11 protein-coding genes are annotated in these 12,950 nt (G+C 43.4%); 6 read left to right on the forward strand and 5 right to left on the reverse strand.

The window, feature by feature from the left end:
• Nucleotides 1-20: 20 nt before the first annotated feature.
• Nucleotides 21-269 carry a YneF family protein gene (locus BLS46_RS04435; RefSeq protein ID WP_000364987.1) on the reverse strand — a complete coding sequence of 83 codons (249 nt, stop codon included), beginning with the start codon at nt 267-269 and terminating at the stop codon, nt 21-23.
• Between the two features lie 331 nt (nt 270-600).
• Here BLS46_RS04435 and BLS46_RS04440 point away from each other — a divergent pair, with 331 nt between their 5' ends.
• Nucleotides 601-5,724 carry an SIALI-17 repeat-containing surface protein gene (locus BLS46_RS04440; RefSeq protein ID WP_093585904.1) on the forward strand — a complete coding sequence of 1,708 codons (5,124 nt, stop codon included), beginning with the start codon at nt 601-603 and terminating at the stop codon, nt 5,722-5,724.
• 68 nt (nt 5,725-5,792) lie between these two features.
• Here BLS46_RS04440 and mraY read toward each other — a convergent pair whose 3' ends face one another.
• The 4 genes from mraY to rsmH are packed head-to-tail and all read right to left on the reverse strand — an operon-like array spanning nt 5,793 to nt 10,312.
• Nucleotides 5,793-6,773 carry a phospho-N-acetylmuramoyl-pentapeptide-transferase gene (gene mraY, locus BLS46_RS04445; protein ID WP_093585906.1) on the reverse strand — a complete coding sequence of 327 codons (981 nt, stop codon included), beginning with the start codon at nt 6,771-6,773 and terminating at the stop codon, nt 5,793-5,795.
• Nucleotide 6,774: 1 nt separating this feature from the next.
• Complete coding sequence (gene pbp2X, locus BLS46_RS04450; protein ID WP_093585908.1) at nt 6,775-9,030, reverse strand: penicillin-binding protein PBP2X; 2,256 nt, start codon at nt 9,028-9,030, stop codon at nt 6,775-6,777.
• Nucleotides 9,031-9,033: 3 nt separating this feature from the next.
• A complete protein-coding gene (gene ftsL / locus BLS46_RS04455) occupies nt 9,034-9,351 on the reverse strand; it encodes a cell division protein FtsL (RefSeq protein ID WP_000840800.1) in 318 nt (105 codons plus the stop codon).
• Between the two features lie 10 nt (nt 9,352-9,361).
• Nucleotides 9,362-10,312: a 16S rRNA (cytosine(1402)-N(4))-methyltransferase RsmH gene (gene rsmH / locus BLS46_RS04460; RefSeq protein WP_000159386.1), complete on the reverse strand. Its 951-nt coding sequence runs from the start codon at nt 10,310-10,312 to the stop codon at nt 9,362-9,364.
• 164 nt (nt 10,313-10,476) lie between these two features.
• Here rsmH and BLS46_RS04465 point away from each other — a divergent pair, with 164 nt between their 5' ends.
• Genes BLS46_RS04465 through BLS46_RS04485 form a run of 5 tightly spaced genes read left to right on the forward strand, consistent with a single transcriptional unit; the run spans nt 10,477 to nt 12,645 of the window.
• On the forward strand, nt 10,477-10,671 hold the full coding sequence (locus BLS46_RS04465) for a helix-turn-helix transcriptional regulator (protein ID WP_001082470.1): 195 nt from the start codon (nt 10,477-10,479) through the stop codon (nt 10,669-10,671).
• Between the two features lie 15 nt (nt 10,672-10,686).
• On the forward strand, nt 10,687-11,229 hold the full coding sequence (locus BLS46_RS04470) for a DUF3278 domain-containing protein (protein ID WP_093585910.1): 543 nt from the start codon (nt 10,687-10,689) through the stop codon (nt 11,227-11,229).
• 10 nt (nt 11,230-11,239) lie between these two features.
• Complete coding sequence (locus BLS46_RS04475) at nt 11,240-11,581, forward strand: hypothetical protein (protein ID WP_093585912.1); 342 nt, start codon at nt 11,240-11,242, stop codon at nt 11,579-11,581.
• Nucleotides 11,582-11,593: 12 nt separating this feature from the next.
• A complete protein-coding gene (locus BLS46_RS04480) occupies nt 11,594-12,172 on the forward strand; it encodes a DUF3278 domain-containing protein (protein WP_093585914.1) in 579 nt (192 codons plus the stop codon).
• Complete coding sequence (locus BLS46_RS04485) at nt 12,169-12,645, forward strand: glutathione peroxidase (RefSeq protein ID WP_093585916.1); 477 nt, start codon at nt 12,169-12,171, stop codon at nt 12,643-12,645. The genes BLS46_RS04480 and BLS46_RS04485 overlap by 4 nt, the downstream gene beginning before the upstream one ends.
• The last annotated feature ends 305 nt before the right edge of the window (nt 12,646-12,950 follow it).

The following is a 12,950-nucleotide window of genomic DNA, read 5'->3' on the forward strand; positions in this document are numbered from 1 at the left end:
CATCCCAGACTTTTCCTTATTTATTTTTTCTTTTTATTGTTAGCGAGGGCTGCTTTTTGTTGGCGGATGATTTGGTGGTAAACTTGTTGTACCTTGGCTTCGCTTGGTTTTTGACCATTTGCACTCAAGAGAGCACGAACTGCCTCAGCGTTCAAACGTGGGTTGTCCGCAAATTCTTTTTCGATTTGCTTACGAACCAAGTACATCCCTCCAAGAGCTCCTCCTAGAAAAGCTAGCACAATCAAGACAATTGCTAAAAGTAAGTCCATTCTTTTTCTCCTGTTTCTTTTTGAGTCCTCTATATTATACCACAAAGTGACTTTCCTGACTAGTTTGTTTTACGCTTTCAGGGAGGAGGGAAACTAATTCTAAGCTAGTCTTACAATCAGAATGAACTATGAAATTACGAATAATTCTCCCCCTTCCTCTCTTTTCTCTACTATTTTAAGAAAAAGCAATATCAAATATGTTTTTCACCAAAAACCTCTTGACAAATGCTAGATGACCAGTAGAATGGGAGGTGAGGAGATAAATAGAAACAAATTAAACGAAACTGCTTCATGTAATGTAAGCGATTTCAGATAAACAAAGGAGAGTTTTATGAAAAAACACTTTTGGGAGAAATCCTGTCGCTATAGCATCCGCAAGCTGACGGTTGGGACTGCTTCTGTTTTACTGGGAGCTGTTTTTCTAGTCAACCACACTGTAGCCGCAGACAGTGTTGAGGTTAAGCAAACTGAACCAACCTCTGTCGAAGCTATCACTAAGCCTGATAGCGAACCCAAAGCAGCTGAAGCTACTGAAACTACAAATACGTCTCTAGCCGAGAGTCCAGTAGTTTCCGGAAGCAAGCCAGCTAACGAGACTCAGACGACAAATAGTCAAGCTAGTGAAGAAGCCATTGTAGAAGCTAAAGAAAATAAGGAACCTGAAAAAGCAGATCAGCCAGTGACAAAGCAAGAAAACTATCAACTCAACTACGATCAGCCAACAGCTCCCTCCTATGATGGATGGGAAAAACAAGCCCTTCCTGTCGGAAATGGCGAGATGGGAGCTAAGGTCTTTGGTCTGATCGGTGAAGAAAGAATCCAGTATAACGAAAAGACTCTCTGGTCTGGAGGACCACAACCCGATAGCACCGACTATAACGGAGGAAACTATAAGAACCGCTACAAGGTCTTGGCGGAGATACGTAAAGCCCTTGAAGCTGGTGACCGCCAAAAAGCAAAACAGCTAGCTGAACAAAATCTAGTTGGACCAAACAACGCCCAGTATGGACGTTACCTAGCCTTTGGAGATATCTTCATGGTCTTTAATAACCAGAAGAAAGGACTAGATACTGTAACTGATTATCATCGTGGTTTGGATATCACAGAAGCCACTACGACAACTTCTTACACCCAAGATGGGACCACCTTCAAACGCGAAACCTTCTCCAGCTATCCTGATGATGTCACTGTGACCCACTTGACCAAAAAAGGAAACAAGACACTTGATTTTACCCTTTGGAATAGCCTGACAGAAGACTTGCTTGCTAATGGGAACTACTCTTGGGAATATTCCAACTATAAGAATGGTCATGTCACTACAGATGAAAACGGAATCCTTCTAAAGGGAACTGTCAAAGATAACGGCCTCAAGTTTGCATCCTATCTAGGAATTAAAACGGACGGAACAGTCACTGTTCAGAATGAGACTCTAACCGTCACAGGTGCAAGCTATGCGACCCTCTATCTCAGCGCCAAGACAAACTTTGCTCAAAATCCTAAAACCAACTATCGAAAAGACATCGACCTCGAAAAAACAGTTAAAGGGATTGTCGAGGCAGCTAAGACCAAAGACTACGAGACACTTAAAAAGGCCCACATCAAGGACTATCAAAGGCTCTTTAACCGCGTTAAACTAAATCTAGGTGGACACAAGACTGCTCAAACGACAAAAGAGGCCCTTCAAAGCTATAACCCTAACAAAGGGCAAAAGCTGGAAGAACTCTTCTTCCAATATGGTCGTTATCTACTGATTAGTTCGTCTCGTGATCGGACAGATGCCCTTCCTGCCAACTTACAGGGAGTCTGGAATGCCGTAGACAATCCACCTTGGAACGCTGATTACCACCTCAATGTCAATTTGCAAATGAACTATTGGCCAGCCTACATGAGCAATCTTGCTGAAACAGCCAAGCCAATGATCAATTACATTGACGACATGCGCTACTATGGTCGTATCGCTGCCAAGGAATACGCAGGTATCGAATCCAAAGACGGACAAGAAAATGGTTGGCTGGTCCACACTCAAGCAACACCATTTGGCTGGACTACTCCTGGTTGGAATTACTATTGGGGGTGGTCGCCAGCTGCTAATGCCTGGATGATGCAGAACGTTTATGACTACTATAAATTCACTAAGGACGAAGCTTATCTCAAAGAAAAGATTTATCCTATGCTCAAGGAAACCGCTAAGTTCTGGAACTCCTTCTTGCACTATGATCAGGCCAGTGACCGTTGGGTGTCTTCTCCATCCTACTCACCAGAACACGGTACCATCACCATCGGAAATACCTTTGACCAGTCGCTAGTCTGGCAGCTATTCCACGACTACATGGAGGTCGCCAACCATCTAAAAGTCGACCAAGACTTAGTCACAGAGGTCAAGGCTAAATTTGACAAACTAAAACCCCTTCACATCAACAATGAGGGCCGTATCAAGGAATGGTACGAAGAAGACAGCCCACAATTCACCAACGAAGGCATTGAAAATAACCACCGCCATGTTTCCCATCTGGTAGGTCTCTTCCCAGGTACACTCTTTAGCAAGGATCAGGCTGAATACCTAGAAGCTGCGCGTGCTACCCTCAACCATCGCGGAGATGGTGGGACTGGTTGGTCTAAGGCCAATAAAATCAACCTCTGGGCTCGTCTCTTAGACGGTAACCGTGCCCATCGCTTGCTTGCTGAACAGCTCAAGTATTCAACCCTAGAAAACCTTTGGGATACTCACGCGCCTTTCCAAATCGACGGAAACTTTGGAGCAACTAGTGGGATGGCAGAAATGCTCCTGCAATCTCATACTGGCTATATTGCGCCATTGCCAGCCCTTCCAGATGCTTGGAAAGACGGACAGGTTTCTGGCTTGATTGCCCGTGGTAACTTTGAAGTCAGCATGAAGTGGAAAGATAAAAACCTGCAAAGCTTGTCCTTCCTTTCAAATGTCGGTGGAGACTTAGTTGTAGACTATCCAAATATCGAAGCCAGCCAAATCAAGGTCAATGGCAAAGCAGTCAAGGCAACTGTCCTCAAAGATGGCCGCATCCAACTGGCAACACAAAAGGGGGATGTTATTACCTTTGAACACTTCCATGGTCGTGTAACCAGTCTGACAGCAGTTCGACAAAATGGAGTCACTGCCGAACTCACCTTCAATCAAGTTGAAGGCGCTACCCACTATGTCATCCAAAGACAAGTAAAAGATGAATCTGGCCAAACCTCTGCAACTAAAGAATTTGTAACCAATCAAACTAACTTTATCGATCGATCACTAAATCCTCAACTCGCCTATGCCTATACTGTCAAGGCGATGCTGGGCGAAGTTTCCACACAGGTATCCGAACAGGCCACTGTCGAAACATACAGCGAGTTGATGGACGACCGAGATAGCCGTATCCAGTACGGAGCTGCCTTTGGAAACTGGGCAGATTCAGAATTATTTGGAGGAACAGAAAAATTTGCTGACCTTTCAAAAGGGGACTACACAGACCAAGACGTGACTGCTACTGTTCCTTTCAATGGTGTTGGTATCGAAATCTATGGACTAAAATCGTCCGAACTAGGTCTTGCTACTGCTAAAATTGACGGAAAAGAAGTTGGAGAACTTGATTTCCATACTGCTGGGACAACTGAAAAAGGCAGCCTCATCGGTCGCTTCACAGGATTATCAGATGGACCTCATACACTGACTCTTAGTGTTAAACGTGAACACAAAGGACGTGGAAGTGAGCGCTCGAAAATTTCATTAGACTACTTCAAGATTCTAGCAGGAACAGGTAACACGATAGAAAAAATGGACGACCGTGATTCGCGTATCCAGTATGGTTCCCAGTTTAAAGACTGGTCTGACCCTGAGCTCTACGATGGTACGGAAAAATACGCTGATATTAACAACAGCGACCCAAGTACTGCTTCAGAAGCTCAGGCAACTATTTCCTTTACAGGAACGGGCATTCGTATTTATGGCTTGAAGAGCCTCGCTCTTGGACGAGCACGTGTTACACTAGATGGCAAAGAAATGCCAAGTCTAGACTTCTACACTTCAGGTGCAACCGAAAAGAGAGCCTTTATTGGCGAATTTACAAACCTTACTGACGGTCCGCACACCCTGACATTACGTGTTGACCCAGATTCACCAGAAGGTCGCAAGAAAATTTCTCTAGATTCCTTTGATATTATCAAAGCTCCTGCTATTGGTATAGATAGTCCAAGTATCGCTCCTCTTAAGGAAAATGACAAAGAAATTTCCTTAAGCCTACCAGCTGGAGATTGGGAAGCCATTGCTGTAACCTTCCCAGGTGTCAAAGATCCTCTGGTATTGCGCAAAGTGGACGAAACGCATCTGGTTACAAGTGGGGATCAGACCGTGCTATCAATCCAAGACAATCAAGTTCAAATCCCAATTCCTGAAGAAACCAATCGCAAAGCTGGAAATGTCATTGAAGCTTATACCATTCAAGGAAATACCACAAGCAGCCCTGTTGTAGCCGTCTTTACTAAAAAAGATGAGAAGAAGGTTGACGAGAAGCAGCCAACTACAAGCAAGGGGGACGAACCAGCTCCTACTGTAGAGAAACCTGAGTACACTGGGCCTATCGGAACTGCAGGGCAAGAAGAACCACCTACTCTGACAATTCCTGAATTCAACGAACCTATTGGAACCGCGGGGCAAGAAGAAGCACCTACTGTTGAAATTCCTGAATACACCGAACCTATCGGTACGGCAGGGCAAGAGGAAGCACCTACTGTTGAAATTCCTGAATACACCGAACCTATCGGAACAGCAGGTCAAGAAGAAGCTCCAATAGTAGAAAAAACTGAGTACACTGACCCTATCGGAACTAGTGGAGTTCAGGCTGCTCCAACCCTCATCCGACCTGAGTATCAGTTACACACCTTGAAAGATAAAAAGACGGGTGTCGAAATTATCGGTGGAGTTGCCGACTTAGAAGGAATTTCTCACGTTTCTAGCCGACGTGTCCTAGCTCAAGAACTCTTTGGCAAGACCTATGATGCTTACGACCTACAGCTTAAAAATCCAACCGATCATAGCTTGCAGCCAAAAGACTCTGTTCTGGTTCGCTTGCCTATTTCAGCTAACGTAGAAAAGGTCTACTACATCACTCCGACCAAGGAGTTGCAAGTCCTTGATTTCACCGTTCGAGACAGAAAGGTAGAATTCATCACTAGTCATTTCAGTACCTATGCTGTCGTCTATCAAGCTGCTGGAACAACCTCTAACACAGAGGAAAAACCAAGTGCTTCAGATACAGAAACCTTAGCACACGAGACTGAACAACTTTCATCTAGTCCTAGCCTTGCTAAAACTGGAAATCATTCTCCTAAAGAAGAACTTCCAGCAACAGGAGAAGCGTCCAACCCACTCCTCTTCTTAGCAGGCCTCAGTCTAGCCCTCACAGCCACTTTTATGTTAAAAGGCAGAAAGGATGAATCCAACTAACTTTTAACATCACAAAAACAGGATGAAGAACAACTTCATCCTGTTTTATTTTTGAATCAAAGGTTATTTTACAGCAGGTATAAAAAGGCTAGGGTCAAGAGACTTGCTAGAAGCCCAACTCCCCAAAAGAAGAAATCAACCTTCCACTCGCTCCAAGGATTACCCTTACCTGAGAATCCTCCAAGCTCAAAATGATGATGCACAGGTGTCATACGGAAAATACGCTTTCCACCACTAAGTTTGAAGTAAGTAACTTGCATCATAACAGAGCTTGTCTCAAAGACATAGATAATCCCAATCAACAAAAGGGTCCATTCTTGGTGGAGGGCCATAGAGATTGCTGCCAGCATCCCACCAAGAGCCAAACTTCCCACATCACCCATGAAGACCTTGGCAGGCTTGTGATTAAAGACGAAGAAGCCTAACAAACCACCAATCATTGAAAGAATCACAAGAAGAATATCCAGTTGATTTTGCATATAAGCAATCACACCATAGGCCGATAAGCTAATCACTACTGAGATACTAGCCAAACCGTCGATCCCGTCAGTCAGATTCACCGCATTTGAAAAGCCAACTAGCCAGAAAAGGGCAAAGAAAATATAGAAAATTCCCAAATGAACTTGGTAGCCAAAAACTGAAAGCATATCACCACCACGCTCATAAAAGAGGTAGAATATTACTCCTCCAAGCAGCTGGAGAGCAAGTTTTTGCTTGGGATTCAAGCCCTCGTTGATCTTGCGAAAGACCTTGAGGAAATCATCCAAAAAACCTACCAAACCATACAAAACCAAGATAAACAAAATCATGCTAACATTGTTGGTTAATTGTTGGGTAAAGAGAGCGACAAGGAAGCTAACAACTACTGCAACGATCAGGAAGACAAGACCTCCCATAGTTGGAGTCCCAGCTTTAGCTTGGTGTTGCTTGACATCCTCGTGCATCTGTTGACCTGTAATCTGTGCTTTTCGATAAAATCGGATAAAGGCTGGAATGCCGATCAGGGTCAATAGAAAGGCAAGAATTCCAGCACTAATGGAACTAATCATCTTAATCTCCTAAAGTTACTTTCATTTTTTTAATGTCTTTAAGGGCCGTATTGGCACGGACACTTTGTTTTTTGACCGTTTTGCCACTACCTTCCCACTCGACTTCTATATTCAGCCATTTGGCAAATGTTTGCACATTTTCATCTGTCCATCCATACATATCAGGCATTTCTTCGACCTTATCTGACAGGATCAAGATCTGCTGATTGGCTTCCAAATTATCTCCTTCAGAAACCGAGAGTTCCTTGATTTTGGTTCCTGTTCCGATAACGATTGGTTGGACAAGGTTACGACGCAATTCCTCTGCTAGGTCACCCGGAGTAAAGTCCTTGGTAGCTGGCATAGCATAGCTTGTCGTCTTGCTGATCTGATCCAAGTTCTTAGCAGTTGACTGAAGATTGAGGGATTCTTTCATAGCAGAAGCTCGCTCAAGGATTGGGTTGGCAAACTCTCCCAGCTGAACGCCTGAATAATGCTCTGGCTGTTGCACCGTCACATAGAGGATAAAGTCAGGATTCTCTGCAGGATGCATCGACACAACAGAGAAGATATAGTTGGTTTCACCTGTCAGGTAACCCCCATTTTTCTCATCGGCAATCTGAGCAGTCCCTGATTTCAGGGCAACATTCTGACCCGGAACATTGACATTTGGTTTTCCTGTACTGTGGTTGTACATAGTACCGTAGACAGGATCTGTCCCGACCATGACCATGTGATCCCGAGTAGAGGAAGCTGCCGCTTTTGATACAGGATTTCCGACGATTTCCTTTTGAGACTTACGAACAGACTGGTCATTTGGATCATAGAGGGCGCTGATAAATTTAGGCTCCAACATAACCCCATCATTGGCAATGGCTGTAAAGGCACGAAGCATCTGGGTCTGAGTAACAGAGATCCCTTGTCCAAATGAACTCATGGCAATATTGACAATGTTATCCGCAGGTAATTGACCTGTGTACTCATCTGCCAGACCAAAACGGGTCGGCACCCCAAACTTAAAGCGGTTAAGATAGTCCAGCCATGTCGCATCGCCCATCTTTTGCTCGAGCAAGGTCATCCCGATATTACTTGAGTGGGCAAAACCTTGAGAGAAGGTCATGGTGCCACCACTAGTCAACCCTTCATTGACGTCCCAGTCTCGAATGGTCGCATCTGCTATTTTCAATTCACTGCTGTTAAAGTATTCGCCACCGGGGAAGGTGTTGTTATCAATAGCTGAGGCCAACATCATCACCTTCATAGTGGATCCTGGCTCATAGTTACTTTGATAGAGGATATCACGCCAGACAAAGTCTTTTGTGATGCCATCCTTGGTATCTGCATTGAAGGTCGGCCGTTGAGTCGTAGCCAGGATTTCCCCTGTCTTAGCGCTGACCAAGGTAGCCGTCATATACTTGCCCTTTACCTTTTCCTGAAAGGCATCCATCTGGGTTTCCATAAAGGATTGCAAGGGACTAGAAAGGGTTGTGTACACATCCTTTCCATCCACCGTTTGTTGGGAAGCTTGATCTGTACCCGGAACAATATTTCCCAAACGATCCTTCTCATAGGTGATGATCCCATCTGTACCCGCCAGAATGCTATTTAAAGAACTCTCCAAACCAGATGTCCCAATCAAACGTTTGGTGCCATCCTCATTTTCATGGAGTTGCGCTAAACCGATAAAGGATGAAGCAAACTGTCCATTAGGATAATTACGGTTAGGGCTTGTTGTAAAGTCAACTCCCTCAACGCCAGCAGTTTTTAGGTCATTTTTAATGGCCATCATATTGGCATAGGTGATCCCATTTCCCTTGGTACCAAAGGATACCTGTTTCAGATCTGGCTGAGAAAGTTGTTCTTTGACATAGGACTCCTCCATATCCAGATACTTATGGAAAATTTCAGCTACCTTATTAAATTGAGAATCCTCTACATAGAGAATTTTGCCGGTTGCTGACTTGTAGGTCTTGTCAATAATGGCATAGATATTATACGAAGTCGCATCCTCAGCAATAGGTGTTCCATTTCGATCGTAGATGGTTCCCCGTTTTGCAGGAATCGTCTTGGTTGTTTGATGGACCTTATTTGCTTCTTGAACCAAGTCCTTACCAAATTTTTTACCCGTTCCGATAATGACCGCAAAGTTGACCAAAAAGACAGCGAAGAGTATGACAGCCAATAAACTCAGGCTTTTTCCTACTCTTCGGCGGTTTTCTTCTGGAGATTTACGATTACGAACGGCATAACGGATGATTTTTTCTTTCCACTGTTTCATTTCTTACTCCGCTGCTCGGATATTTTCGTTATTCAGCTGCAAATCCTTAGAGTTTGCAATTTCTTTCAAACGTTCTGAACGAATCAATTCATTGACCTCTTGCTTGGCATCGTCTAGCTCGGTTTTCTTTTCTTCGATTTGAGCATTGACCTTGGTCAATTCATTCTGAACTTGTAATAGCTTGGTCTGCATAAACACAACACTGATTGCCAAGATAATCATTGTAACAGCAATCGAAACATAGAAGGCCTTTTCCACACGTGAAAAACCTTTAAACTTCGTTTGCAATAACTGGCTTGTTTTTTCGATTCTTTCTGCCATGTTTTTCCTCTTACTTGTGAATTTTTCTAGCCACGCGCAACTTGGCTGAATGCGAACGGTTGTTGGCTTCTAGCTCCTCGGCACTTGGCAAGATTGGCTTGCGGGATACCAATTCCATCTTGGGCTTAAGGTCATCTGGAATGAAGGGCAAGCCTTTCGGAACTTCAACCGTTGAAGCTTCCTTGAATAATTGCTTGGTCAAGCGGTCTTCCAGCGAATGGAAGGTAATGACCGAGATTCTCCCATCCAGAGCCAGCATGTCCATGGCCTGCTGGATGGATTCATCTGCTGCACCCAGCTCATCATTGACTTCAATTCGGATAGCCTGAAAAATCTGCTTGGCAGGGTGTCCCTTTTTCTTGAGCTCCTTGGCAGGCTTGGCCGACTTGATAATCTCTGCCAACTCCGTCGTCGTCTCGATTGGTTTCACCTCACGCGCCTGCTCAATCTTGCGGGCAATCTGTTTAGAAAACTTATCCTCCCCATACTTGAAAAAGATCCGAACCAAGTCATGATAGTCATAATGATTGACAACTTCATAGGCCGTCAGACGAGCTTCCTGATTCATGCGCATATCCAGTGGGGCATCTTTTTTATAAGAAAAACCACGCTCACGCTGATCTAGCTGAGGACTGGACACTCCCAAGTCATAACAAATTCCATCAATTTCCTGGACACCAGCCTCCTGCAAACGTGCCTGCAAATGACGGAAGTTATCCTTGATAAAGGTTACCATCCCCTTTTCGATATAGGGCGCCAACCGTTTTTGCGCGTTGTCAATAGCATTCTGGTCCTGGTCAAAGGCATAGAGATGCCCTTTTTCGCTCAATTTACTTAATAAATATTCGCTATGGCCTGCTCCGCCCAAAGTCGCATCAACGTAGATACCGTCAGGTTTTACGTCAAGCATATCAATCGTTTCATGAAGCAAGACCGTTACATGATGAAATTCTTTTGTCATATCTTATCTATTTTACCACAAATCTGACCAGCTTGCACTTGTCAGACAAGACTAAGTTTCTTCGAAAAAAATTCCCCAAAAAATGTCATATATACTTGACACCCTATCTCCAAAAGAATATAATATAGTCAAATATATGCGACACAAATCAGAAAGGAGAGCAGATGAATCGTGTAAAAGAATTTCGCAAGGAACTGGGCATTTCCCAGCTCGAGCTCGCCAAAGATATCGGTGTCTCGAGACAGACCATCAACATGATTGAAAACGACAAGTACAATCCAACCCTGGAACTCTGTCTCAATCTCGCCCGCAGCCTCCAAACTGACCTTAATAGTCTCTTTTGGGAAGACGATTTTTAAAAAAGGAGCAAACAAATGAAAAAAGAAACTCTCACTGACAAACTGATCAAGCGCATATACGGTATTTCTGGTCCCCTTGACGAACACAAACGGCGCGAAGCCGATCGTATCGGGAATCAGGTCTTTATCGTTCTCTTTTATCTGATGACATTTGGCAATCTCATTCCCTTTGTCCTTGCTTATAAATATCCACAAATTGTCGCTATCGGCTATCCTCTCGTGGTGTTTGGCATTTCGATGCTGGCTGCCCTCTATGTGGTCTCCCAAACCAAGAAAACGGGCATCACAGCTATTGATCCCGAAATGCTAAGCCCCAAAGAAAGCAAACAGCTACATTTTCCTGGTCTAAAGGCCGGTCTGATCTATGGCATGGGCATGTTCTTTGGAATACCGCTTCTGAATGTCCTAACCGATGATAGCAAGGATTATCTTGGTTCTCTTTTAAATACAGGGCATTTTGTATCAACTATCCTAGCTACCCTCTTCTTCGGATTTACCATACAAATTATCGTCTCTCTTCGCATTCGAAAAGCCAAGAAAGACCAAGAAGACGACTAGGAGGTGTCTTATGAAATCACTAGCTAGACTACTTATCAGTCATGTTTTTATCAGTATCTTTGTTACCTTTTTCCTACTTTCTGGACATATTGAGCATCCTTTCTTGATTATCTTTCTTTTATTCCTTCCTGTATTGAACAAGGGACAGAGATCCCAGAAAATCCAATCAAAAAAAATACGTCTTCTAAACGCATCTCTCTGTTTTATCCTCATATCCTTTCCACAACTTTTAACAAATCCTATGGATTGGAGATACCTGGTATTTCTAATAATCTGTATCATTTTTAGTTTGGTTTACTTCTATACTCTCTATCAACTCTTTAAAGAAGTCAATCAAAAATCGCTCATTTAGAAGGTTACTCCCATGAAAAAAGAAGATTTCACCACTCGCTTACTCAAACTATTCTTTCACATACAAGGGCCTTTTGATGAATGCCGTCAAGAGATGATTTACAAGGCTTGTGCCCGTGCCTTGATCCAAATCGTTTACTCCTCCCTCCTACTCTTCTTGTTCTATCTCCTATTTGGACGCTTCATAGAGTTGGTTCGAGATGCCATGCCCTACCTCTATTTTGGACTTATCTTCGTCCTCTCATCTAGGGCTAGACTAGCAGTTCGCAACTTGCATTTGGACAAGGATGACCCGTCCGAAATCCATCACAAAAGCTACAGCAAAAGTCAAATCAACCTTCGTAGTTGGGGTGTATTCATCAGCATTCCAATTAGCTTGTTTGTCTTATCAGCCTTTCACAAACTCTTTGTTCAGCATCTCCCCCTCAATACCTTTTGGGACAATCTCTCCCAGTTCGATAAAACGCTCCCTTTACTAGTCTTAGGTTTGGGAATTGGTGCCATCTTTGGAACCATGACCTACACCTTTTTATCGGAACACGAGATGAAACACTCTGAATCAGGAATACATAAGGAGAATATAGAAAAATGACCAGTGTATATGATTTTTCCGTTTTGAACCAAAACAACCAAGCAACTCCACTGGAGAGCTATCGTGGTAACGTTCTCTTGATTGTCAACACTGCTACCGGATGTGGTTTAACGCCCCAGTACCAGGGGCTCCAAGACCTCTATGAACGCTATCAAGATCAGGGTTTTGAAATCTTGGATTTCCCTTGCAATCAGTTCATGGGACAAGCACCCGGCAGCGCAGAGGAAATCAATAGCTTCTGTAGCCTACATTATCAGACAACTTTCCCTCGCTTTGCCAAGATCAAGGTCAACGGCAAGGAAGCAGATCCTCTTTATGTTTGGCTAAAAGACCAGAAATCTGGCCCGCTAGGAAAACGAATCGAATGGAATTTTGCTAAGTTTCTCATTGGTCGAGATGGACAAGTCCTTGAGCGCTTCTCTTCCAAAACAGACCCCCGAACCATCCAAGAGTCTCTCCAAAAAATACTCTAATTTCTTTTTAAAACGTATCCTTTCATTTAGTTTGAGCCATAAAAGGATGCGTTTTTTCTTTAAAAAGTAACGGATTTTCTTTAATTTATATTTATTTTTTTGCTTTTTGCTATTGCAATTCTTTCATTAATTTAGTATATTTGTTATATTAAAAGTTTTCAGTCATTTTAAGGGAGAAATGACCTTTTAAATTTTTTTATCTTAAAATGAAAGCGCTTTATAAATAGGAGGTAAGGTGGCTTACAAATTATCAGAGAGTTTTTTCATTAAATCAAGTTGTAACCAAGTCAGACTTGGGCTCGGGC

Origin of the sequence: Streptococcus sp. NLAE-zl-C503 (assembly GCF_900104285.1) — a bacterium.
In the GTDB taxonomy this organism is placed as follows: domain Bacteria; phylum Bacillota; class Bacilli; order Lactobacillales; family Streptococcaceae; genus Streptococcus.

What these genes read in the sequence shown, in the direction of transcription:
- BLS46_RS04435 (WP_000364987.1), bottom strand. Translation starts at nt 269, where the DNA reads ATGGACTTACTTTTAGCAATTGTCTTGATTGTGCTAGCTTTTCTAGGA.
- BLS46_RS04440 (WP_093585904.1), top strand. Translation starts at nt 601, where the DNA reads ATGAAAAAACACTTTTGGGAGAAATCCTGTCGCTATAGCATCCGCAAG.
- mraY (WP_093585906.1), bottom strand. Translation starts at nt 6,773, where the DNA reads ATGATTAGTTCCATTAGTGCTGGAATTCTTGCCTTTCTATTGACCCTG.
- pbp2X (WP_093585908.1), bottom strand. Translation starts at nt 9,030, where the DNA reads ATGAAACAGTGGAAAGAAAAAATCATCCGTTATGCCGTTCGTAATCGT.
- ftsL (WP_000840800.1), bottom strand. Translation starts at nt 9,351, where the DNA reads ATGGCAGAAAGAATCGAAAAAACAAGCCAGTTATTGCAAACGAAGTTT.
- rsmH (WP_000159386.1), bottom strand. Translation starts at nt 10,312, where the DNA reads ATGACAAAAGAATTTCATCATGTAACGGTCTTGCTTCATGAAACGATT.
- BLS46_RS04465 (WP_001082470.1), top strand. Translation starts at nt 10,477, where the DNA reads ATGAATCGTGTAAAAGAATTTCGCAAGGAACTGGGCATTTCCCAGCTC.
- BLS46_RS04470 (WP_093585910.1), top strand. Translation starts at nt 10,687, where the DNA reads ATGAAAAAAGAAACTCTCACTGACAAACTGATCAAGCGCATATACGGT.
- BLS46_RS04475 (WP_093585912.1), top strand. Translation starts at nt 11,240, where the DNA reads ATGAAATCACTAGCTAGACTACTTATCAGTCATGTTTTTATCAGTATC.
- BLS46_RS04480 (WP_093585914.1), top strand. Translation starts at nt 11,594, where the DNA reads ATGAAAAAAGAAGATTTCACCACTCGCTTACTCAAACTATTCTTTCAC.
- BLS46_RS04485 (WP_093585916.1), top strand. Translation starts at nt 12,169, where the DNA reads ATGACCAGTGTATATGATTTTTCCGTTTTGAACCAAAACAACCAAGCA.